General features: G+C 34.8%; 21 protein-coding genes, 1 tRNA gene and 3 pseudogenes. 20 read left to right on the top strand and 5 right to left on the bottom strand.

Going from position 1 to position 24,424, the window contains the following annotated elements:
* The first annotated feature begins 14 nt into the window (after window positions 1–14).
* Entirely contained in the window at window positions 15–728 is a 714-nt protein-coding gene (gene rsmG, locus NFS18_RS01180; RefSeq protein ID WP_251386817.1) for a 16S rRNA (guanine(527)-N(7))-methyltransferase RsmG, read from the top strand.
* A gap of 153 nt (window positions 729–881) precedes the next feature.
* Here the strand turns inward: rsmG and NFS18_RS01175 are convergent, their stop codons facing one another.
* Entirely contained in the window at window positions 882–1,832 is a 951-nt protein-coding gene (locus NFS18_RS01175) for an alpha/beta fold hydrolase (RefSeq protein WP_251386815.1), read from the bottom strand.
* Between the two features lie 1,166 nt (window positions 1,833–2,998).
* Here NFS18_RS01175 and NFS18_RS01170 point away from each other — a divergent pair.
* From NFS18_RS01170 to NFS18_RS20060, 16 genes and pseudogenes are all read left to right on the top strand, one after another.
* Window positions 2,999–3,772: a ParA family protein gene (locus NFS18_RS01170; protein ID WP_251386813.1), complete on the top strand. Its 774-nt coding sequence runs from the start codon at window positions 2,999–3,001 to the stop codon at window positions 3,770–3,772.
* On the top strand, window positions 3,772–4,710 hold the full coding sequence (locus NFS18_RS01165) for a ParB/RepB/Spo0J family partition protein (RefSeq protein WP_251386811.1): 939 nt from the start codon (window positions 3,772–3,774) through the stop codon (window positions 4,708–4,710). The genes NFS18_RS01170 and NFS18_RS01165 overlap by 1 nt, the downstream gene beginning before the upstream one ends.
* A 152-nt stretch (window positions 4,711–4,862) precedes the next feature.
* On the top strand, window positions 4,863–5,408 hold the full coding sequence (locus NFS18_RS01160; protein ID WP_251386810.1) for a DUF4446 family protein: 546 nt from the start codon (window positions 4,863–4,865) through the stop codon (window positions 5,406–5,408).
* A gap of 64 nt (window positions 5,409–5,472) precedes the next feature.
* Window positions 5,473–6,759: a serine--tRNA ligase gene (serS, locus tag NFS18_RS01155; protein WP_251386809.1), complete on the top strand. Its 1,287-nt coding sequence runs from the start codon at window positions 5,473–5,475 to the stop codon at window positions 6,757–6,759.
* A gap of 114 nt (window positions 6,760–6,873) precedes the next feature.
* On the top strand, window positions 6,874–7,749 hold the full coding sequence (locus NFS18_RS01150) for a DUF3881 family protein (protein ID WP_251386807.1): 876 nt from the start codon (window positions 6,874–6,876) through the stop codon (window positions 7,747–7,749).
* 273 nt (window positions 7,750–8,022) lie between these two features.
* Window positions 8,023–8,343, top strand: a complete 321-nt coding sequence (locus tag NFS18_RS01145) for a rhodanese-like domain-containing protein (protein WP_251386805.1) — start codon at window positions 8,023–8,025, stop codon at window positions 8,341–8,343.
* 1 nt (window position 8,344) lies between these two features.
* The gene (locus NFS18_RS01140) at window positions 8,345–10,036 is read left to right on the top strand and encodes an FAD-dependent oxidoreductase (protein WP_251386804.1); all 1,692 of its coding nucleotides are present in this window, start codon (window positions 8,345–8,347) and stop codon (window positions 10,034–10,036) included.
* 322 nt (window positions 10,037–10,358) lie between these two features.
* On the top strand, window positions 10,359–11,372 hold the full coding sequence (locus NFS18_RS01135; protein ID WP_251386803.1) for a LacI family DNA-binding transcriptional regulator: 1,014 nt from the start codon (window positions 10,359–10,361) through the stop codon (window positions 11,370–11,372).
* Between the two features lie 60 nt (window positions 11,373–11,432).
* Window positions 11,433–12,416, top strand: a complete 984-nt coding sequence (locus tag NFS18_RS01130) for an aldo/keto reductase (RefSeq protein WP_251386799.1) — start codon at window positions 11,433–11,435, stop codon at window positions 12,414–12,416.
* 14 nt (window positions 12,417–12,430) lie between these two features.
* On the top strand, window positions 12,431–13,744 hold the full coding sequence (locus NFS18_RS01125) for an ABC transporter substrate-binding protein (RefSeq protein ID WP_251386797.1): 1,314 nt from the start codon (window positions 12,431–12,433) through the stop codon (window positions 13,742–13,744).
* 24 nt (window positions 13,745–13,768) lie between these two features.
* Window positions 13,769–14,653, top strand: coding sequence for a carbohydrate ABC transporter permease (locus tag NFS18_RS01120; RefSeq protein ID WP_251386795.1), 885 nt, complete (start codon window positions 13,769–13,771; stop codon window positions 14,651–14,653).
* A 4-nt stretch (window positions 14,654–14,657) separates the two neighbouring features.
* Complete coding sequence (locus NFS18_RS01115; RefSeq protein ID WP_251386793.1) at window positions 14,658–15,488, top strand: carbohydrate ABC transporter permease; 831 nt, start codon at window positions 14,658–14,660, stop codon at window positions 15,486–15,488.
* A 21-nt stretch (window positions 15,489–15,509) separates the two neighbouring features.
* The gene (locus NFS18_RS01110) at window positions 15,510–16,808 is read left to right on the top strand and encodes an amidohydrolase family protein (protein WP_251386791.1); all 1,299 of its coding nucleotides are present in this window, start codon (window positions 15,510–15,512) and stop codon (window positions 16,806–16,808) included.
* A 15-nt stretch (window positions 16,809–16,823) separates the two neighbouring features.
* Window positions 16,824–17,726: a substrate-binding domain-containing protein gene (locus NFS18_RS01105; RefSeq protein WP_251386789.1), complete on the top strand. Its 903-nt coding sequence runs from the start codon at window positions 16,824–16,826 to the stop codon at window positions 17,724–17,726.
* Between the two features lie 22 nt (window positions 17,727–17,748).
* Window positions 17,749–18,156, top strand: coding sequence for an RbsD/FucU family protein (locus tag NFS18_RS01100; RefSeq protein ID WP_251386787.1), 408 nt, complete (start codon window positions 17,749–17,751; stop codon window positions 18,154–18,156).
* A gap of 267 nt (window positions 18,157–18,423) precedes the next feature.
* A pseudogene (locus tag NFS18_RS20060) lies at window positions 18,424–18,652 on the top strand (hypothetical protein); the annotation flags it as partial.
* Between the two features lie 16 nt (window positions 18,653–18,668).
* On the opposite strand, the gene NFS18_RS01090 reads toward NFS18_RS20060, so the two are convergent.
* Complete coding sequence (locus NFS18_RS01090) at window positions 18,669–18,821, bottom strand: hypothetical protein (protein WP_251386779.1); 153 nt, start codon at window positions 18,819–18,821, stop codon at window positions 18,669–18,671.
* Between the two features lie 304 nt (window positions 18,822–19,125).
* Entirely contained in the window at window positions 19,126–19,428 is a 303-nt protein-coding gene (locus NFS18_RS01085; protein ID WP_251386777.1) for a hypothetical protein, read from the bottom strand.
* A gap of 1,264 nt (window positions 19,429–20,692) precedes the next feature.
* On the opposite strand from NFS18_RS01085, the gene NFS18_RS01075 reads away from it, so the two are divergent.
* Together NFS18_RS01075 and NFS18_RS01070 are read left to right on the top strand one after the other, a co-directional pair.
* A complete protein-coding gene (locus tag NFS18_RS01075; protein WP_251386776.1) occupies window positions 20,693–21,319 on the top strand; it encodes a DUF3267 domain-containing protein in 627 nt (208 codons plus the stop codon).
* A 330-nt stretch (window positions 21,320–21,649) separates the two neighbouring features.
* A pseudogene (locus tag NFS18_RS01070) lies at window positions 21,650–21,781 on the top strand (helix-turn-helix domain-containing protein); the annotation flags it as partial.
* Window positions 21,782–22,046: 265 nt separating this feature from the next.
* On the opposite strand, the pseudogene NFS18_RS01065 reads toward NFS18_RS01070, so the two are convergent.
* Both NFS18_RS01065 and NFS18_RS01060 read right to left on the bottom strand, forming a co-directional pair.
* Window positions 22,047–22,286: pseudogene (locus NFS18_RS01065) on the bottom strand (ORF6N domain-containing protein); the annotation flags it as partial.
* A 269-nt stretch (window positions 22,287–22,555) separates the two neighbouring features.
* Window positions 22,556–22,629 (bottom strand) — tRNA-Arg (locus tag NFS18_RS01060).
* A gap of 436 nt (window positions 22,630–23,065) precedes the next feature.
* Here NFS18_RS01060 and NFS18_RS01055 point away from each other — a divergent pair.
* On the top strand, window positions 23,066–24,418 hold the full coding sequence (locus NFS18_RS01055) for a TrkH family potassium uptake protein (protein WP_251386775.1): 1,353 nt from the start codon (window positions 23,066–23,068) through the stop codon (window positions 24,416–24,418).
* Window positions 24,419–24,424 lie beyond the last annotated feature (6 nt).

Raw genomic sequence — 24,424 nt, 5'->3', positions numbered from 1 at the left:
ATTTGGAGAAAAATATGGCAGATAAATTTGAACAGCAGCTTGCGGATTTGGATATTCAGTTGACAGATAAACAGAAAGAGCAGTTTTGCAGATATTATGAAATGTTGGTAGAGTGGAATAAGGTAATGAATCTGACAGGCATTACGGAGTACGACGAAGTTAATGAAAAGCATTTTGTAGATAGTTTGTCCGTAAAAAAAGCAGTTGATATGAAGAAAATCCAGTCTTTGATTGATATTGGAACAGGCGCTGGTTTTCCGGGAATTCCATTAAAAATTCTTTATCCTCATTTGCATGTGGTATTGTTGGATTCACTGCAGAAGAGAATTAAATTTTTAGATGCAGTAATTGAAAAACTGGGATTGGAAGATATAGAAACACTTCATGGAAGAGCTGAGGACTATGCAAAGAAAACAGAATATCGTGAACAGTTTGATATCTGTGTGTCACGTGCAGTTGCAAATCTTTCGTCACTTAGTGAATATTGTATACCATACATACGGACAGGGGGTATATTTATTTCTTATAAAAGCGGAGACGTAGATGATGAGGTAAAACGGTCAGAGAAGGCTGTTAAGATTCTCGGCGGAAAAATAGATGATATTATTAAATTTCAGCTTCCGGGAACTGAGATTGGAAGGTCATTTGTAAAAATAAGGAAGATAGAACAAACGAAGAAAAAATATCCGAGAAAAGCCGGAGTACCGGGGAAAGAACCGTTAAGTTAGAAAATCTGAATATATATAACAGGAATATTGTAATATAAGAAAACAGGTGCTATGTTATAACCTTTATAGGTTTTGAAATAGCATCTGTTTTCTTATTTATTATACAATGAATGTGCCAGGATACTAATATCTTTATTATGATAAAGATATTAACTATAATAAATCTTCTACTACAGTTACAAATTCGTCTGGTGATTCGAGTTGTGGAAGATATTTTGTATTTTTTATTTTTCTGATTTCTGTGTTAGGAAGATGATTCTGATACTGTATTGCATTCGCAAGATTATTTGAATCAGAATCTCCAATTATAATAGAAATTTTATTTTCTATCTTATGCAAATTACTTGAAATATTGTAGTTCATAAATCCACAGAGTATACTTTGATATAAATATTTTCCATTTGTATTATTTTTTTGAGAAGATTCATAATAATACATAATCATATTAGCAGATACTTTTTCTAAATCGTAATAGTATTTTTGGTAAAAATTTTTTTCTATCTTATCTTTGTTAGTATGCATATTATAAATGAATCTTCCGATTACAGGACTCATAAAAATATATTTGACTATTTTTGTATATATTTGACATACTTTTTTGTTTGATATAATACTTTCTGGATTTAATAAAATTATTTTTCCAATTAACGAACTGCTATGTGAACATGACATAACTGTAAATGCAGAAGAATGTCCGCTTGCAATAATATCAGTTTTATTCTTTATAACATTTTTTATAAAGTCTGTTATGGACTGTACATAAAGATAATTTGTATAAATCATGTTTGATTTATCTGAACTTCCACATCCGAGTAAATCTATGGCGTATATGGTATGCTTTTTACTTAATTCACTAATTACATTATTCCATTCATGGGATGAGCTGCTCACATCCAGATCATGAATAAGGAGAAGCGGAGAACCGCTTCCGTGAACAGTATAAAAGATACTGCCAAGATGGCTGTCATAGTATTGTTCATTTTTTTTAGATAATAATTTAGTTTTTTTGGATTTATGATAAATTACTTGATTTATGAAGTGCATAATACCTATAGTAGTTGTACCATAACAAACTAAGTTTTTGACTGTTTTTCTAATATTCATTTTAAAATCTCCTATTGAAATTAATAGTTTTTTGAATTTTTTAATGAAACAAAATTTTATTTTTAGAAATCTATATTTATTATACTACATACCGAATTTATATAAAACAAATAAATTAAAAAATATTTGAAAACATATACTAAAATGTTACAGTTCACGACCTAACCGACCGTGAACTGTAACACTCTATTGATCTGTGACCGTATACCACGCTGCACAGTCACAGGGGTAATCAGTAACTATATTGAGAAATAAATATTAAGAAAACATATGCTCATAGATTATATAATGTTTCACGTGAAACATTATTAAGATAATATAATATCATCTGATATCTAAATATTAAATATTGTAGTAAAATGTAATTAAAATGAACTTTTAATTATTCATCTCTTATGAATAGCAAAAGATATGAAAGAAAATATAATCCCTTTTTTTGCTAAAAATATTCTGAAAAATTATTGTATTCATAAGTTACTGTTCACACGTCATCTAGCACTACGCTGCAAGGTGTCCGACCAATAAAGTGATGACAGAGATATATCCAGCCCCTCGCCGAAGGCGACTTAAAATGGGCTGGATACTGTTACTGGAGCACCCGTAGGGTGTGAACAGTAACATTCATAATGATAAAATAATAATTGCAATAAATAATAAATTGACCTATTTGAAGTGCATATATATTATTGAAATAATTAATTATATGTTATGATGTTTTTTAGGAAAGATAGTATGTATGTCATACATGTTAATACTTAACTTTAATCCCGAAAAATAAACTGTAATATTATGGCATGTATAAATGTTTCACGTGAAACATTTTTTTGTCTATATTTTTATTTAGTTTAGTTGGTGCTTATGAAATTAAATATCCAAATACTTTTTATATATAGTAATTTAATTTATAAAAAAGAAAACATATCTCAATATAATGAAAAATCAAATCTTTCATTATGTATGAAAAAATAATATTTCAAATACAATTTTAAAATAAATAATAAAATACTAAAAAAATGTTTCACGTGAAACATTTGCTATAGATTATAAAGAATAATAGTGATATAATAAAACAACAGTATTATTTTGAAAAAGTATAATGTAGTGTTATTTTTGAAATAGTGTGTTTGTGATATAGTGATGTTGTCAAAAGAAGAGGAGTGTGAATAATGGGAAGAATCATAGCAATTGCCAATCAAAAGGGTGGTGTGGGAAAAACAACTACAGCCATTAATCTATCAGCATGTCTTGCTAGTTTAGGAAAGAAAGTCTTATCTTTAGATTTGGATCCACAAGGAAATATGACTAGTGGACTTGGTGTAGATAAAGATGAGATTGAGAATAGTGTTTATAACTTAATTATAGGGGAATGTGGTATAGAAGAGTGCATTTGTAAAGATGTAATTGAAAATTTGGACGTACTCCCTTCAAATATTAATTTATCAGCTGCGGAGATTGAACTGATTGGAGTGGATGATAAGGAATATATAATAAAAAATGCAATGGAAAAGGTAAAGAACAAGTATGATTTTATAATTATTGACTGTCCTCCAGCGTTGAGTATGCTCACAATTAATGCAATGACTACAGCTAATTCAATTTTAGTGCCGATACAGTGTGAGTATTATGCACTTGAGGGATTGAGTCAATTAATACATACAATTAATTTGGTACAGGAACGATTGAATTCAAAGCTGTATATCGAAGGTGTTGTATTTACAATGTATGATGCAAGAACAAATTTGTCTTTGCAGGTTGTTGAAAATGTAAAAGAAAATCTGGAACAAGAAATTTACAAAACGATTATACCGAGAAATATTCGTCTTGCAGAAGCACCAAGTTATGGAATGCCAATTAGTATGTATGATCCGAAGTCCTCTGGTGCAGAAAGTTATATGATGCTTGCTGAGGAAGTAATCCATAAAGGAGAGGAAAAAGAGTAATGGCGGTGAAAAGAAATGGTCTCGGAAAAGGACTGGATAGTCTGATTCCCGATAAAACAAGTAAAGCAATAAAACCCGTAATTAAGGAATCGACAGATATAGAAAAAGCGGAAATAAAGGATGAATCTGATTTAAAACAAGAGGAGAAGATAGGAGAGATTTATTTAAAAATTAATGATGTTGAACCGAACAGGGATCAGCCAAGAAAAGAATTTGATGAAGATGGACTTCTGGAACTTGCAGATTCTATTAAACAGTTCGGTATCCTTCAGCCTCTTCTCGTACAAAAAAGGGATGGATATTATGAAATTATTGCCGGAGAAAGAAGATGGCGCGCAGCTAAATTGGCAGGTATCAAAGAAGTCCCGGTATTGATTAAAGATTATACAGCACAGGAAATTGTAGAGATTTCTTTGATTGAAAATATTCAGAGAGAGAATTTGAATCCAATTGAAGAGGCAATGGCATTTAAAAGGCTTCTAGAAGAATTTAATCTAAAACAGGATGAAGTTGCTGAAAGAGTTTCTAAAAGCAGAACCGCAGTAACAAATTCCATGCGTCTTTTAAAATTAAGCAGACGTGTACAACAGATGGTTATTGATGATATGATTTCTACAGGGCATGCAAGAGCACTTCTTGCAATTGATGACGAGGAACAGCAGTTTATTATAGCAAGTAAGATTTTTGATGAAAAATTGAGTGTACGTGACACTGAAAAACTTGTAAAATCATTAAAGACGCCAAAAAAAGAAAAGAAAACAGAAAAGAACGAACATATATTCGTTTACGATGATATTATCGAAAAGATGAAACATATCATGGGGACAAAGGTAAATATCCATACAAAGGCTAATGGAAAAGGCAAAATTGAGATAGAATATTATTCAGAGGATGAACTAGAAAGGATTTATGATATGATAATGTCAATTCACAAATAAGGGTATTTGAAGTAATATGTGACAGTTTAGTAACCCATCTGGGCATCCCATAATTCATGCCTTCGGTGGGTGGATTCTGTAATATGGATTGAGAAGGCTGAACTATTACAGTAAAATTAAAAGGGGAGAAAATTGAATAAGGAGGTATAAAAGTGACAGACGGAATATTGAACAGGCTTGGGATCAATATAGAGTATGTGATTATTGCGTTGGTTTTTATACAAATTGTATTGTTTTTCATGCTTATTAGTGTAAATATGAAATATAATCGGTTGAAGCGAAGCTATTCATCGTTTATGAAAGGAAAAGACGGGAAAACTCTGGAAGAAAGTTTTCAAAACAGGATTCATGAATTGAATGAATTAGCAAAGAGATTAGAGACTTCGGAAGGAAAAATTAAAGATCTTTATAAGCAGCAAAGAAAAGCCTATCAAAAAAAAGCTATTGTAAGATATAATGCATTACAAAATATGAATAATAATTTAAGTTTTGTACTTGCGTTTTTAAATGAGGAAGACAATGGCTGGATATTAAATTCTTTACATTGCGGAGAGAGGACTTATACCTATGTCAAGGAAATTGTCAAAGGGGAAAGTTATATAGAACTATCTTCGGAGGAAAAAGAATGCTTAGAGAGAGCTATTTTTCAAGAAGCATATGATATTAAAGATATAGAACTGGAATTGAAATCGAACTAGATTTCAAAGAATTTATTTAGATATAACGATATATAGATAAAAAAGAAATGAAGGAGGAAATGAGATGTTAGACATTAAATTTGTGAGAAGTAACCCGGAGGTAGTAAAACAAAATATTAAAAATAAGTTTCAGGATGAGAAACTTCCATTGGTTGACAAAGCATTGGAACTTGATATAAGAAACCGTGAAATTAAACAGGAAGTAGAGGCGCTTCGTGCTGAGAAGAATAAAGCATCCAAACAGATAGGCGCGATGATGGCACAGGGAAAGAAAGAAGAAGCAGAGACTTTAAAAAAACAGGTAGCAGAAAGTGCAGACCGCATGGAAAAACTTTCTGTAGAAGAAAAAGAAGTAGAAGAAAATCTGAAAAAAATTATGATGACGATTCCGAATATCATTGACCCGTCTGTCCCTATAGGTAAAGATGACAGTGAAAATGTGGAAGTAGAGCGTTATGGAGAGCCGGTTGTTCCGGAATTTGAGATTCCATATCACACAGAGGTTATGGAAAGATTTAATGGAATTGATTTGGACAGTGCAAGGAAAGTTGCCGGGAATGGCTTTTATTATTTGATGGGAGATATTGCGAGACTTCATTCTGCAGTTATATCTTATGCAAGAGATTTTATGATTAACCGTGGGTTCACATACTGTGTACCGCCGTTTATGATCAGAAGCAATGTTGTAACAGGAGTTATGAGTTTTGCTGAAATGGATGCAATGATGTATAAGATTGAAGGAGAAGATTTATATCTGATCGGTACCAGTGAGCATTCTATGATTGGTAAATTTATTGATACGCAGCTTACAGAAGATCAGCTTCCACAAACACTGACAAGTTATTCTCCGTGTTTCCGTAAAGAAAAAGGCGCTCACGGTATCGAGGAGAGAGGTGTGTACCGTATCCATCAGTTTGAAAAGCAGGAAATGATTGTTGTCTGTAAACCAGAAGAAAGTATGGAATGGTATGATAAACTATGGCAGAATACAGTTGATTTGTTCCGTTCTCTGGATGTTCCGGTCCGTACACTGGAGTGCTGCTCTGGAGATCTTGCAGATTTGAAAGTGAAATCTGTCGATGTTGAGGCATGGTCACCAAGACAGAAAAAGTATTTTGAAGTAGGAAGCTGTTCCAACTTAGGAGACGCACAGGCAAGAAGGTTGGGAATCCGTGTCAAAGGGGAAAGCAGCAAGTATTTTGCGCATACATTAAATAATACAGTAGTTGCACCTCCGAGAATGCTCATTGCATTTTTGGAAAATAATCTGCAGGAGGACGGATCTGTAAAGATTCCAGATGCGCTGCAGCCATATATGGGTGGAAATACAGTGATTGTTCCAAAGAAGTAAAAATATTATAGAGAACGTGCCCTTTTCTAGAAATAAACTATACAGGGCGGATTCCTCAACAGTTCCGCCACAAAGGCAGAATGTTATATTTGAATTTGAATAATTGGAGTATTTATGCATCAGTATTTAAAAGCAATTGGATTCAGTAATATCCAGACAAAAAACGAACTGGCACAGCTTCTTAAAAAAACCGAGGCTGAGTGTACCCGCCAGACGATTGTTTCTTATAATGAGGAAGCAGATTATTGCGAGTTACAGAAAGAATATGGGCAGGGAATCGGAATTACTCTGTGCGGCGAAATAAACGAGCAGGAATGTTTTGAGGTAGATTCATATTTTCCTTACTTTGAGGGAAGCGGAATTACGACTTATGAGGATGTAATGATAGAACGCCGGATCGCAAAAGAAGAATATATAGGTATTTGCGAAGATGCGAGAGTTGGAATTACATTGATTTTCCATGTGCAAAATGGAATTGAATATATGAAGGAACGTCAGCTTGGATTAAGACAAGAATATAATACAACAGTTACACTTTCCGGATTAGCATTATCCGGAAAGGTGCTGTTTCCGATTAGTAAGAGCGAGCAACAAGTGAAAGATGAATTGAAAAATTCACAGAACAGAAAGCAATTACTAAATGCAGCCAGGAATGGAGATCAGAATGCAATTGAAACATTGACATTGGATGATATGGATATTTACTCAAAGATATCGAGACGGCTGATCAATGAAGATGTATTCTCAATTGTGGATACATATTTTATGCCCTATGGTGTGGAATGTGATATGTACTCAATTTTAGGAGAGATACTAGCAGTTCGTGAGAGAAAGAATACAATGACGAAAGAGACGCTGTATCAGATGAAGCTGGATGTAAATGAATTGCAGTTTGATATTTGTGTACCAAAAAAACAAGTTCTGGGAGAGCCTGAAATCGGACGAAGATTTAAAGGAACAATTTGGTTACAGGGAAATATTAATTTTTAACAGATAAATCTCTCTAAAGGAACATAAGAGATGGAAGATGAGATTGCCGGATAGCAAAATCATTTTCCATTTTTTGTTACCAATCATGCGAAAAACAGTTCAGTGGGCTGTTTTGAGTTGCCAGTCATATGACAAAAACGTTGAGTGGACATTTTTAGTGATAATATCACAGAAGAACTAAAGGAATTATGATATGATATAAACATATAAAGAGGAATTTACGAATTTAAGGAAAACATAATGTTTTACTATTGTGTAAGGAGGATAACAGATATGGGTTTATTTGATATTTTTAAACAAAAGGATATTAATCAAGGAATAGAAGAATACAGTATAGTATCGGGTGCGGTACTGCTGGACGTCCGGACTCCGCAGGAATATAAGGAAGGGCATATTCCCGGAAGCAAAAATGTGCCGCTTCAGACAATTAATAAGGCTGAATTGGTGGTAAAAGACAAAGAAATACCATTATATGTCTATTGCTATTCCGGTTCCAGAAGCAGTCAGGCAGTCAGTATGCTGAAGAGAATGGGATATGAGAATGTAACTAATATAGGCGGTATTTCTGCATATACGGGAAAGGTGGAACGATAAGATGAAAGTTGTAATTATAGGAGGTGTGGCAGGAGGAGCAACCGCTGCTGCACGTATACGAAGATTAGATGAAAAGGCAGAGATTATTGTTTTTGAGCGCACGGGATACATATCCTATGCAAATTGCGGACTGCCTTATTATATTGGTGATACAATTACAGATCCGGAAGAGCTGACGCTTCAGACACCAGAGAGCTTTTTCTCACGCTTTCACATTCAGATGAAAGTTCATCATGAAGTAACGGCTATTCATGTGGATAAAAAGAGTGTTTCTGTAAAAAATCTGGAAAGCGGGGAAGAGTTTGAAGAAACTTATGATAAGCTGATCCTTTCTCCCGGCGCAAAGCCTACCCAGCCGAGGATTCCCGGTGTAGGAATAGAAAAGCTCTTTACCTTACGGACGGTAGAAGATACCTTCCGTATTAAGGAATATATCATTCAGAATCATCCTAAATCTGTTGTTTTGACCGGCGGTGGTTTTATCGGACTGGAGCTGGCAGAAAACTTAAAAGAGCTTGGAATGGATGTGACTATTGTGCAGCGTCCAAAACAACTCATGAATCCTTTTGATGCAGATATGGCTTCTTTTATACATAGTGAAATGCGCAAGAAAGGGGTAACTCTGGTACTTGGATATACGGTGGAAGGATTTGAGGAAAAAGACGGAGGTGTAGACGTTCTGCTGAAAGATGCAAAGTCTTTGCATGCAGATATGGTCGTTCAGGCTATCGGCGTTACTCCAGATACACATCTTGCAAAAGAAGCAGGATTGGAATTGGGGATAAAAGGAAGTATTGTAGTTAACGACCACATGGAAACATCCGTACCCGATATTTATGCTGCCGGAGATGCAGTTCAGGTGAAACACTATGTAACAGGACAGGATGCATTAATTTCACTTGCCGGACCTGCTAATAAACAGGGGCGTATCATTGCAGATAATATTTGCGGAGGCGACAGCAGATATCAGGGAAGTCAGGGAAGTTCTGTCATAAAGGTATTTGACATGACTGCGGCAGTTACCGGAATCAATGAGACAAATGCATGCAAAGCCGGTTTGGATGTGGATACTGTTATATTATCTCCAATGAGTCATGCGGGGTATTATCCGGGCGGTAAAGTTATGACTATGAAAGTAGTCTTTGAAAAAGAAACATATCGGCTTCTGGGAGCACAAATAGTAGGTTATGAGGGTGTGGATAAACGGATCGATGTGTTGGCAACCGCTATTCATGCGGGGCTTAAAGCAACACAACTGAAAGATTTGGATCTTGCTTATGCGCCCCCATATTCTTCTGCAAAAGATCCGGTCAATATGGCAGGTTTTATGATTGAGAATATTTCCAAAGGTATTCTAAAACAGTGGCATTTAGAAGATGCAGCGAACCTTCCTCACGATGGAAGTGTAACTTTATTAGATGTAAGAACCGTTGGAGAATACAGCAGAGGTCACATAGAAGGGTTTAGAAATATCCCGGTAGATGAGCTTCGGGAGCATTTGGATGAGATTGAAAAGGGAAAACCGGTGTATGTAATCTGCCAAAGCGGACTAAGAAGTTATATTGCTTCTCGTATTCTTGAGGGAAACGGTTATGAGACATATAATTTCTCGGGTGGATTTCGTTTCTATGATGCAGTGATGAATGACCGTGGTTTGATTGAAACAGCAACCGCATGCGGGATGGATCAGTAATTAGAAATTGATAGGTGTATAGTTGTCTATGTAACAAAGTCAAAAGAGAGAGTAAGGTAATTTGTTTTTATCAAATATCTTACCCTCTCTTTTGTGTATCGGGAGTCGCTCTACAGTGATTTTAATTATATTTTGTTTATGGAACCGATACCATATGTAATATATTGGAAAATACAAGAAAATATTGTGCAAAATATACAAAAATAATACACAATAATAGATGATAATATACAAATAATATATTTTATATTGACAACATAAAGAATGAATGATAATATTAAATTAATAAATATAGAACCGGTTCCATATTAAGGAGTACAAAATGACAATCAATGAAATAGCAAAGTTAGCAAACGTATCTAAGTCAACTGTTTCAAGAGTGATCAATAATACAGGATATGTAAATGAAGAAACTCGATTACGCGTTGAAAAGGTAATAAAAGAAAATAACTATTCTCCCTCATCATTGGCAAGAGGATTGTCAAAAAATGAAACAAATTATATTGGAGTTGTTATTCCTGAAATTGATAATGAGTTTTTTAGCGAGATATTATCAGGAATCAATGAAAAACTTGATGAAAATGATTTGACAATGATATGCTGTGACACAAATAATAATGGGAAACGTGAACAGAAAGTATTACAAATGCTTTCTCAACAAAGAGTTAAAGGTCTTATTATTACACCTGCCGAAGAATATCAAGATAAAGATGTAAATAGTTCCTTGCGTTTAAACCTAAAAAAAGTAAATGCTCCTATTGTATTATTAGATCGTCATTTTAATAATACACAATGGGACGGTGTTTTCTATGATAACTATAATAGTTCATATGCTGCAACAGAAGCTTTGATAAAAGCAGGGCATAAGAAGATAGGGATTATAACAGGAGATTTGTCACTGCAAATTGCAAGAGAACGATATGAAGGATTTAAACAGGCGCTTGAGGATCATCAAATTTCTTTAAATAAAAGATATATATACGAAGGAAATTTTAGTGTAAATAAATCATATGAACTCTCCAAGGCGATGTTTGAATCTGGGGATATTCCAGATGGTATTCTTACCAGCAATAACAGAACAAGTATAGGGTTTGTAAAGGCGGCAAAAGATTGTAATATCAGAATAGGAATTGACATTGGTGTTATCGGTATTGATCATGTAGAAATGTTAGATATTCTTGGTTATGAATTAAGCTGTGCTACTAGAAATACAAAAAAAATGGGAAAGACAGCATTAGAGATTTTATTAGAAAGAATTGCGAATCCCAATATGGGGAGAAAGATTATCATTGTACCCTATGAGTTACATTTAAAAGGATCTGAGAAAAAACAATAAAAAAAGCAGAAATGCTTTTTTTACCAAAATATGGGAGCGGTTCCACAAAGGAGAATTAATATGTTGTATAAAAAGGTAAAGAAAATAGAGGAAGAAATATCAGTTATAGGTATAGGCTGTTGGAATTTTGGCGGGGATTGGGATGAATCAAATGACAAAAATACAGAAGATATTATACTGACTGCACTTGATAATGGTATAAATTTTTTCGATATTGCGCCAGTATATGGTTTTTCCCATTCAGAAACAGTACTTGGAAATATTATGAAAAAACATGGGTTTAGAAATCATATTTTGATTGCCAGCAAATGCGGTTTGAGATGGGATGAAAGCCGTAAAACCCGAAATGATCTTAGCCGTAAAAGTATATTATGGGAGATTGATCAAAGTTTATCTCGTTTGCAGACTGATCATATTGATATTTATCAATTACACTGGCCAGATCATACCACGCCTATTGAGGAGACCGCAGAAACATTAAAGGAGTTAAAAAAGGCGGGAAAAATAAGATATGTGGGATTAAGTAATTTTTCACAAGGAGATGTCAGAAAGTATGAAAAGTACATAGAAGTTAATTCACAGCAATCTCTTTATAATATGCTGGAACGTAATACTTTAAGTTATCACAATATTCCATTGGAATATAAAACAGAAGAAGAGGTTTTGCCATATGTAAAGGAACAGGGGCAGGCATTTTTACCATATAGTCCTTTGTTCCAAGGGCTTTTAAGTGGTACATGGAAAGATAAAAACAACTTTTCTAAAAATGATATTAGGAATGAAAATCCTAAGTTCTCAGAACCAGCATTTTCAAAATATTTTAATAAAACACAAGAATTAAATGAATATGCAAATAAAATCGGACATCCCTTGTATGAGATTGCTATGAACTGGTTACGACAAAAAGAGGAGGTGACAACGATTATTGCAGGGGCTAATAATTCAGAGCAGATGATTCAAAATTTACATTGTTTAAACTGGGATTTGACAACACAGATGATGCTGGATTTAGAAACTATTATAGAACCACTAAAATATTTGTAGGAGGTGTGATTAAGATGAGAAAAAGCAATATATATTTGGGAATTTTTAGTCTTGTATTTTTATTCTTAAGCGGATGTGCGGGCAATGAAACTAAAAATGAAACAAAAAATGAAGGAGAATTAGATTCAAATATTAAGGCAACATTAACATTTGGTACTTGGGATGCAGATTCTATGAAACTATATGAAGAATTAGATATTGAGGGCAGATTCCAAGAGTTATATCCTAATGTATCTTTGGAAATTGAAGAAATGAAGGATGATACGGAATATTTTAATGCAATGAAAATAAGAGCATCGGCGGGAGAGCTTCCGGATATTATGTTTAATGAAACTGTGACATTAGCAAACTTTGCAGAATACCTTTACGATTTAAGTGATACGGAAGCAGCTAAAAATAATATATTAGCAGATGGATATTCAGTAGATGGAGAAGTATTAGGTATACCGGAGAAAAGACAAGAAGAGTATGTTTTTTTCTGGAGAGATCAATTTGAAGAAGCCGGGGTCGATGTTCCTCAAACATGGAATGAGTTTGTAGAAATCTCAAAAAAATTACAAGAATATTATGGAGCTGATAATAAAGATTATATGGCAATTGCATTGGGGGCTAAAGATGAGTGGCCGATTTATCCATTAATAGAAAATATGCCTTCTGGAATATCAGGAAATGGTCAGTATTGGAATGATATGGCAAAACAAGACACCCCATTTGAAGAGGGGACGGATATAAATATAGCATACCATAAGATAAATGATTTTTTTAAGACGGGAGTATTTGGAAAAGATCCGCTTGGAATGGGATATGATCAGGCATTTTCAATTTTTATGCAAAAAGGCGCTGCTATGGCAATGGATAGTCCTATTGGACTGACAGCAATCAAGAGTGAAGGCATTGATACGAGTAATTTGGAATCATTTTATATTCCATTTAGGGAATCCGAAGATGATTCGCTATATTTACCAGTACGGGGAGATTTCCTTATGGGAATCACTAAAAATACAGAGAATTATGAGTTGGCAAAGGAATTTGTAGAATTTTATTTTAGTGATGCATGGTATCCAGACTATATTTCTAAATTAGCAAGCGCAAGTACGATGGAAACAGTGGATAAAGAATTGGATCCGGTATTTGAATCAGCAGAAAGAAATTCGTCTAATGTAGTTGTATATACCTATAATGGCGGAGATGCTGAATTTCAAAAGCTAGTTACTGAAACAAGATTTGATTATAAGAAATTAGGAGCACAGATGTTTGAGCCTGATTTTAATATTGAAGATGTATTTACGAAACTAAATAAGGACTGGAAAAAAGCAAGGCAGGAATAGCAGAATAAAAGTGAGGGAAAAAGTATGAAGATGATTGAGAAAAAACAAAAAAGGTTTCTCGTTGTATCATTATTGATTCCAGTTATTTTATTATTGATCTTTGTTGTGTATCCTGCAATTAATTTAATCCAAACCAGCTTTTTGGAATGGGATGGTATTTCCCAGGTAAAAGAATATGTCGGTATACAAAATTATATTAATATGTTTACTAATTCACCAAATTTATGGTTGTCATTAAGAAATAATGGTTTATATTTAGTATTTCATATGATAATGATCCCAATTGAGCTGTCAATCGCAGTTATGCTTAATTCAAAAATGAAAGGAAGGGGCATCGTAAAATCAATTATATTTTTACCATTTGTAATTAGTGGAGTAGGAATATCTTATGCATTTGCTTACTTTTTTTCTCCTGTAAATGGCGCCTTTAATGAAATATTGAACGTATGTAATCTCGATACTTTTATTAGGAATTGGCTGTCAGATCCTAAAATAGTTAATTTTACATTGATTTTTGTGTCAATTTGGAGGTTTAGCGGCTATCATGTAATTTTATTTATCTCAGGTTTGAAATCTGTATCACCAGAATTATTAGAAGCGGCAGAAATAGACGGTGCAAATTCTCTGCAAAGACTACGGGCAATACAATTACCTTCTATGGCACTTGTAATGGATTTTGTTTTATTTGATTGTATAAGAGGAACGTTACAACATTTTGAAATTCCATTTGTAATGACACAAGGCGGACCAGGATATGCATCATCTACTTTTACATTATATACGATAGATACAGCATTTAAATTTAATGATTTTGGAATGGCGTCAACAATGGCAGTTGCCATTATGATAATGGTTATGATGATTTATCTCATAAAAAATATGATTCCTAAATTATTGAAAAAGAGGTGAGAAAATGAAAAAAGTTTTTATGCAGGGTCTAAAGTATGTTATTTCAATTTTAATTATTCTTGTAATTATAGGACCATTGTTGGTTGTTCTGTTTACATCTTTTAAAACAAAGGAACATATGGTAACAGTATCGCCATTGTTATTACCTGATTTTTCAGAAATAACATTAGAGAATTACAGAGATGTTTTTTCATCCAAATATTTATTATCAGCTTTTAAAAATACTGCGTTTATAGTATTGGTCAGCCTGTTTTTTAATATAATATTTGGCTCAATTACAGCATATGCATTAGAGCGATTTCATTTTAAATTAAAAAGGATAATTGTAGCGCTGTTTTTTCTGGGCATGATGATACCGACTTTTGTTATGGAAATATCACGATTTAAAGTTATCGGAAGCTTAGGATTATATAATACTTTAGGCGCGCCAATAATTATTTATATTGCTTCTGATTTAATGCAGTTATATATATATCGTCAATTTATTAAAGGAATACCTATAGAATTAGACGAATCTGCATTGTTAGATGGTTGTGGATATTACCGGATTTTTTCAAAAATCATTTTTCCACTGTTAGCGCCGGCTACAGCAACTTTAGTTATTATTAAATCAGTTAATATAATAAATGACATGTATATTCCTTATTTATATATGCCTAGTACAAGATTAAAAACTTTAAGTACTTTTTTAATGAGCTATGCAAGTGCACAGCAAGGATCATGGCAGATATTAGCAGCAGCAATAGTGGTAGTAATGATTCCGACATTGTCTATATATATTTTCTTTCAGAAATATATCTTTGAAGGAGTTTCAGCGGGAGCAGTAAAATCATAATTTGTTTAAAGGAGAGAAAAAATGGATAAAAGTTATGTATTAAAAGGAACAATTGTATATACACCAGATGTAGATCATTTCGCTTTCCATGAAGAATCATATTTAGTATGCGAGGATGGGAAGGTAGAGGGTATTTACAAAGAATTACCTGAAAAGTTTAAGTCATATTATATTTATGATTATGGCAATAATTTGATCATACCGGGAATGTGTGATATGCATTTACACGCGCCTCAATATGGTTTTAGAGGAATGGGGCAAAACATCGAAAATTCAGATTGGTCAAGCTGGTTTTCCAGATATGCGTTTCCTGATGAGGGCAGATACAGTGATATTTCGTATGCTAAAAAGGCCTATGAAAGATTAACAGATGATTTGCTGCATACTACAACAACCAGAGTTGTTGCTTTTGCAAGTCTGCATAGAAAAGCGACTGAACTGCTTATGCAGATTCTATCAGAAAAAGGATTCGCCGCATATGTTGGAAAAGTAAATATGGATAGAAATTCTATGGAGGGGTTACTTGAATCAACAGAAGAGTCCTTAAATGAAACAGAAGAGTGGTTAAAAAATACACATAATAAATATGAACATGTAAAACCAATTATCACGCCAAGATATATTCCATCTTGTACGAATGAAGTAATGCAGGGATTATCTGATTTAATGAAAGAATATTCAGTCCCGGTTCAATCGCATTTATCAGAAGGATTAGATGAAATTGCATGGGTAAAAGAACTGGAACCTGATATTGATTTTTATGGTCAGGCATATGATCAGTATGATATGTTTGGAACAGTAGTACCTACGATAATGGCGCATTGTGTATTCTCAACGGAAAAAGAAATTGAATTATTATGCAATCGTAATATATGGATAGCACATTGTCCAAATTCTAATTTGCAGGGATCTGGAACCGCAGCGCCTGTATTAAGATATATGCGGGCGGGAGCTAAAGTATGCTTAGGAACTGATGCATCAGGCGGAAATACATTAAGTATGATGAGAATAATAAGCGATGCAATGTTAGCCTCAAAGGTAAGATGGGCATATACCGAAAGAAATGGAGATCCAAATGCAACACGTGATTTCTTGCCATTAACAAGTGCATTTTATCTGGCAACAAAAGGCGGAGGAAGTTTTTGGGGAAATGTAGGAAGTTTTGAAAAAGGATATGAATTTGATGCTGTAGTGCTTGACGACAGCCGTGTGGCAGATTTTTGTAATAGGACAACTTATGAGCGCGTGGAGCGTATGGTTTCTCTTTCAGATGATAGAGATGTTAAAGCAAAGTTCATTTGCGGCAAAAAGGTATTATAAATTGGAGGGAAGAAAATGAAAAAATATAATATTAAAGTAATTGTAAAAGCGTGGAATTCTGATTTTTGGCAGACAATGCTAAGTGGTGCAAAGCATGTTATGAGCGAATTGCCGCAACAGGTAGAGGTTGAAGTGATGGCTCCGCCGGAAGAATCAGATATTTTGCAGCAGGTGGAGATGCTGCAGCAGGTTGTAGATTCAAATCCCGATGGAATCGTAATTGCATCAACAAGTAATGATCTAACAGTTCCATATATTGAAAAAGCTATGGAAAACGGCATTCCTGTAGTTACCTTAGATAATCAAGTGAGTACTGAAAAATATGTGTCATTCATTGGAACAAATAGTAAAATTGCCGCAGGTATGGCGGCAGAAGCAATGGTTAAAACATTAAAAGATTCAAAAATTGATTTGCACGATAAAAAAGTTGTTGTTATTAATTCATCAAAAATTTCAAAAGTAGATTTAGACAGGGATGCCGGCTTTATTGAAAAAGTCAAATTACTGGCACCGGAAATTGAAATATTAGATACTCAATATGTGGAAAACGATCCAGTATTAACAGAGGAAATTGTATATAAGCTTCTTCAAGATGAAAACTTAATTGGAATTTTTGCTGATAATGATATGACAGGGGTAGGAATTGCTAATGGTATCCGCAAAGCTTGTGCTGAAAAGCGCGTATTATCATATGCATTTGATGCAAATGATGTAGAGATTGAAGCAGTACGGGATAGTATTCTTACAGGTATGATTGTACAAAAACCTTTTGAAATTGGATACATGGGAGTTAAATGTGTAATGGATGCTCTTGAAAAAAGACCAGTTGATAAGGTGATTGATCCCGGGGCTAAATTAGTAACGAAAAATAATTTATTAGATGAAGATGTACAGAAGTTATTATATCCAGAAAAATAATGAAAAAGATAAGGAGAAAAAAATGATTAAGAATGGTATTATTAACCCACAAGTAAATTACAATTTATCTTTATTGACACATTTAGATAAGTACTTAGTAAGTGATTCTGCAATGGAACTTCCGAAAGAAATGACAAGAATAGACTTGGCGTTTGTTCCAAATGTACCTGATGTGATTACAGTAACAAAAGGAATTCTTGAGGATTGCCTTGTTGAAAAAGCATATCTGGCAAAAGAAATGATGGAAGTAAGTAAAGAATTATATGATGCTTATTCAAAATTATTTGCAGAATATAATGTTCCAATTGAGCAGATTCCTCATTCAGAATTCTGCAGATTGACAAAAGAAGAGGTACGTTTTGCAATTCGTACAGGAGATACGAGATATCATTATGCTTCAGCTATTCTTGTTAGTGGATGTCCATATTGATATAAAATATACTTTATGAATGAAATTTTTCGTACTCTAATGATTATTGAATAATCAAATATAAAGAAGGGGCTGCCGGGAAATGATATTCTCCCTTCTAGGTAGACAAGTGAAATAATAAAAACTTGTTACTTAGGAGTAGCGCCATTTGCTAGTAGGCAGCCCCCTCTTAGTGATATCTGATCCCTACATTTCACAACGAATCCCAGAATAGTTTAAACTGTTTATATTTTTCTAAGGGGTAGTGTAAAATAGTTTGTATTTTTTATGGCAGTTGCAAAGGAACAAATTCGACAGATTATCTCAGAAAACAACATTAGCAGTGTTGCAGATGTGTACACACTTCTAAAAGACAGCTTCAAAGATATCCTACAGGAACTGATGGAAGCAGAGTTGGATGCAACTCTCGGTTATGAAAAAAATCATCTCTTTGTATGCACGCGGCATGAGTACACATGGCATTCATGACCAGCTTCAGAATCTTTATGGGATTGAATTTTAGGCCGTGCTGCTTATGTGGTTCTTGGTGTTACGGAATCTTTCTTCTGCAGATATACCTGTACATTCTCATCTGTATGATAATAGTCACTTACATATCCGGCACAAAGGACTGCTATAAAAAAGAACAATAGTGCCGGAATAATAATCCGTTTCTTCCGTCTCATATTTTTGAATATCCCTTCCCCTTGTTTCAAGGCTTTCTATCTATTTATATCTGATTACCGGCACCTGTTTCCACTTTTTCCCGCATTTTCTCCTTTTCAATGCGAAAACCATGTCTTCTGTACGTTCAAAATAACCGATGTCTCTTTTCAAGCTCATGCTGCATTTACAATGCTTCAAACCAATAAACTGCTGTTTCATCTTTTTACCACAACCTGGGCAGATTCTCTTATTGTTTTCCACTGCATCTATCTTTTTCTATCAGCATTTTCTTTCTATTATATCCTGCATTTTCTTCCTGCACAATCATTCCGCTGTCCGTTCCCCATTCTCCAGTACCGGCGTATAGATGCCCGTCACCTCCAGTTCTTCCCCATCCCGTCCGTCTACCTGGACATAATAATCCCGTATATAATGGGAAATGTAATGTTCCTGCAGGGAATACAGCTCCAGCGTCTTAAAATCCACCATACATATATCTTTTGCATCCGTTTCCTCTCCCTCATATCCACAGCTATCCATAACTTCCAGCAGTTTATCCAGACAAGTTTGGCATAAATGTCCTTGCACCTTCTTCACATCAAAGATACTGTTTGCACCATATTCCACTGTTATCTCCGAAATTCCCCGTTCTGGATACCTGATACCAGTTATAACAATTATTCTTCTGTAGATCTGGTCGGATACGAGGAATTGCCTGTAATTACAAAAAATGATTAGAATACGTCAGCTAATTAAAATTTACATTCTTCCAAATCTAGTTCTCCAGGAGATTCCTTACCATATCGTGATTAAATGTTGTGGCGATTTCTGTTATTATGTGTTACACTTTCTTTAATCAGCATAGACAGTAAGGGGATAGTTCCCTGGTTGCCCTTTTCGGAAACGGAAAGGGGGTTATCATGAACACGTTAGAAATTCTGACATTACTTCTGGTGGTATTTGCCGCCTTAACTTACATAGATAATCACAACAACCGTAAATAGGCAGAAAAAAGCTATCCTCTACCGCAAATAGGGGATAGCTTGTGTAACTTGTAAACCATTTTGCATAAGTTTCCGTCTAGGGTAATGGGGACATGCCAATATCTCCTTTACCTTCTATGCTGATTATAAACTATCTTCTCCTCATTTTCAAGCATCTGTTTAAAAATAAGTTCGTTTCCCATATCGGGAGTCTGGACCATTCTTCCAGAGCACACGCGAGTTTAAGTTTGGAAATCAGAAACATGGATTTCCCATTCTTTTACCTATTTTTATTATTTCAACGCCCAGAGGGCAGGAAGGAGAAATTTTATGTCAGCAATTATTCATCTCATGGGAAGGGTTACCAAAGATCCCGCCACGTAGCAGGGGAGGAACAACGGTACGGAGTAATTGCTCTAATATGTCGTGATGTGCTACGTCCACCAGGATAATCATTTTGTCGCCTTCGTAATACCAGATAATGCGGATGCCCATATTGACGCTGCACTCCCTGGATTCGTTTGGTGCGCAGCGATGGATGAGAAGGATTTTCAGCCAGAAGTTCCAGCTTGTTTTTAAGCTGCTTCTTCTCCTGTGCGGTTAGACCCTTAAAATGCTTTTGGAAACGGGGCGTAAAGGTAAATCTGTAATAGATTGTACCTCACGGATTTGCATTATTCGCAAATGGAAAAAGGGTGTTTTTGTTGACTTACTAAATTAAATCTATCACAATACAGAAAATGAAAAATAATAACTATCGGATGGAGGAATAGAAATGAAAAAGGAACTGCGGAAATCCCTGTCGGGGAGATACATTTACTTTAGCGCCAAGGTTTCTGGATAAATCTATGTATTCGTGCTATAATTTCAAAATATAAAAGAAAAATCGAGATTTGGAGGAATTAAGTATGGATAAAGACAAAAGAAAATTAACAGAAAAAGAATTGAAACGTAAAGATTATTTTGAAAAATTAAGTACTGAAATGCAACAAAAAGGATATAAAATTAAGAATATGACTATCAATATTCGACAAGCAAATTTTTTAGGACCTTTGAGTATGCTACCTTTTATAATTTTTACATTTTTGTTTTATTATAATGTGAATGGTTTTGATTTAGGGGGGATTTCTTTGGGATTTGTCGTAGCGGCGTTTCTGCTTCTTCCTCTAACTATTTTACATGAATTAATACATGGCGTCACTTGGGGGATTTTTGCAAAGAATCATTTTCATTCGATTGATTTTGGAATTATTTGGAGTAGTTTTTCTCCATACTGTACTTGCTCTGAACCGTTGGAAAAATGGCAATATTTGCTAGGAACTGCTATGCCTACATTAGTTTTAGGCGGTGGAGCTGCAGTAGTTTCTGTAATGGCAAATCAATTACTGCTATTTTTTCTGGCAGAATTTATGATTATTTCAGGTGGTGGAGATTTTCTAATTATACTGAAAAGTATGCTATACCGTACTGATAAGCAAGAAAGCGTGTATTGCGACCATCCTTACGAATGTGGTTTTGTTGTTTTTGAGAAATAAGAACGAATACTATAAATTCAAATTAGAAACTCGCAATTTCACAGGTGTTTATCACACCTCGTAGAGTTTTAATAAAATCCTCCAAACGCCTTGAAAATAAAGGATTTATCGCAATCAGTCCACCTTATCCCTTTATATGATTTCACACAATGTCACCCTTGTTCTGCATAATCATAAGGGCAAAATCAAGGGCAGAAAAATCTGATAACACAATATAACAAAGTGTGGCAATCGGGAAACTGTGATGTATGTGCGAATAGATTAGGGGCAACGACACAAACACTATTTGCAGGAACATAAGAGGACCGCAATTTTATAAATCACTAAAATATAAGTATAACAATCGCATTAACAGGAGGACAAAAGAATGTAACACGACAATCTGTTTCAAAATGGGAGGGAGCACAATCTGTTCCTGACCTTGATAAAATGATACGCCTTTCCGAATTATTCGGAGTAAGTACAGATTATTTACTTAAAGACGAAATTGAGCAAGCTGAATATATCAACTCGTCCAATGATATGACATCATTAAAGCGTGTATCTATGGAGGAAGCAAAAGCTTTTCTTTCTGTAAAATCAAGGACAGCTAAAACAATAGCGTATGCGGCTTTTTTGTGCATCTTATCTCCGATAGTCCTTTTAATATTGGGGGTAATTAGCGAAAGTACGATAGGTATCTTGAACGAAAATATTGCAGGAACTTGTTTGTGTATTACTGCCTTAATTCCTCTTTCGTCAGTTGAAAGCGAAATCTTTCTGGAAATCTTGAGATATTACGTTTTTCCGCTTCATTTAATCGCTTTGTTTCTACTTGATACAGCATCGCTAAATCACTGTCTATCATAACCTGCTGGTTACGGATAACATATATCATACTTTTTATATCGGACTCTGCTGATTCAATGCATATTTCTTGGGTATCATTATTTTCTTTTGACAGAGCTGTTTGTTCTGTATCAGCCATTTTTATCGCCCTTTCTATTTTGAAGTGCCAAATTAGAACCTCAAAACTATGAGTAACTTGAAATCACAAATCGTTAATTCAATTTTAACTTCGTCACAACTTGGGACGAAGTTACGAATTTGAACTGGAAACTTCCGCCTTTTCAATTAGCAAGATTTTCAACAAAATTTTTCGGACAATTAGCAGAAACGCCATTTTGATTAGCAAACTTGTAGATAAAAAGAATACCGAAAACTCTGGAATCCCAATGTTCTCGGTATTTCTTTAGACGTCGCTAAGAGGATTTGAACCTCCGGCCTACCGCTTAGGAGGCGGTCGCTCTATCCAGCTGAGCTATAGCGACATTTGGAAAGCTTAAAAGAAACTATTATCTATCCTATCCATAAACCGGACAGGAGTACTTATTCATTATACTTGATTAGTTATTATATGTCAAAAACAAAATTTTAAAGTTTCTCTTTCTGATTTTTTGCGTCGTAAATGTTCTTAATGTTTTTATGTTTTTGGTTCTATGATTTTCTGTTGTTGGGGTCTTGAATTCTGTCAGTTTTTCCGCTACAATAAATTCCATCATACAAATTCATTTTCGGTTTTTCTGGATAATAAATATCATAAAGTTAAACGATATTATTGGGAAGCAGGGATTTTCTCTTCTTCCCTTTTATTTAGGAATAATTGTTACTGCCCACAGTCTGCTGCTGTGCACAGTAACGGATAATTCTATTATTGGCAATGGAAATTATACACTGACAATATGGGCTAAAGAAAGGTGAGATAAGATGCGTGCGAATCAATGGACGGAAAGAAAAAAAACACATAGGAATATTACATCATTTCAAGTGATTATATTAGGTTTTTTTTCGGTAATTATGATAGGGAGTCTATTGCTGATGTTGCCTGTGGCGACTCAGGACGGAGCGGGTGCTAACTTCCAGGATGCAGTGTTTACAGCAACTTCTGCAGTATGTGTAACAGGACTTGTTGTACGTGATACGGCAACCTATTGGTCTGTTTTTGGGCAAGGTGTAATCTTGTTATTGATACAGATTGGCGGAATGGGAGTTGTAACCGTTGCGGTGGCCATTGTAGCCATTTCAGGAAGAAAAATAGGTCTGATGCAGAGAAGTATTATGCAGGAATCAATTTCAGCACATCATGTAGGCGGTATTGTGAGAATGACCAGATTTATTTTAAAGACTAGTATTGTGATAGAACTGACAGGGGCAGTGCTTCTGATGCCGGTATTTTGTAAGGACTTTGGATTTGCAAAGGGTATTTGGTACTCTGTGTTTCATGCTATCTCTGCATTTTGTAATGCGGGATTTGATCTGATTGGGATTCGGGAGCCATTTTCCTCACTGACATCTTATACAACAAATCCGATCGTAAATGGAACCGTTATGGCTTTGATCGTGATTGGAGGTATAGGTTTTTTGACATGGGAGGATATTAAAAATCAGAAGTGGCACTGGAAGAAATACCGGATGCAGAGCAAGGTGATTTTGTCTGTAACAGCAGGGCTGATCATTGTTCCGGCAGCTTGGCTTTTTTTCTGTGAATTTAAAGATATGCCCCTGAGCGAAAGAGTATTGAGTTCATTGTTTCAGTCTGTAACTATGAGAACTGCAGGATTCAATACAGTGGACTTGACTATGTTAAGTGAAACTGGATTGATGGCAATGATTGTATTAATGCTGATCGGAGGCTCTCCGGGATCTACGGCTGGTGGTATGAAGACAACAACTGCGGCGGTTATGTGCTCTAATGCATGGGCGGTATTCCGAAAAAAGGAGTCTGCACATTTTTATGGCAGACGGGTTCCAGAAGAAGCAGTCCAGATTGCCGCAACGGTCTTTATGATGTATGTTGTACTGTCTTTGAGCGGCGGAATGGCTATCAGTTATATAGAAGATATCCCGCTGCTATCTGCATTATTTGAAACCAGCTCGGCAATTGGCACAGTTGGATTATCATTGGGGATGACATTGAAGCTGGGAGGGATTTCAAGAGTAATTTTGATCGGATTGATGTTTTTTGGAAGAGTTGGAGGTTTGACTTTAATTTTTGCAGCAGTTTCAGAACGAAAAATAAATGTATCAGAATTGCCCCAGGAAAAAATCACAGTAGGTTAAATGAAG

This window comes from Mediterraneibacter agrestimuris (genome assembly GCF_943193195.1).
Taxonomy (GTDB): Bacteria; Bacillota; Clostridia; order Lachnospirales; family Lachnospiraceae; genus Schaedlerella; species Schaedlerella agrestimuris.
Note: the sequence above shows the minus strand (reverse complement) of the source record. Positions and strands in the feature narration are given on the sequence as shown.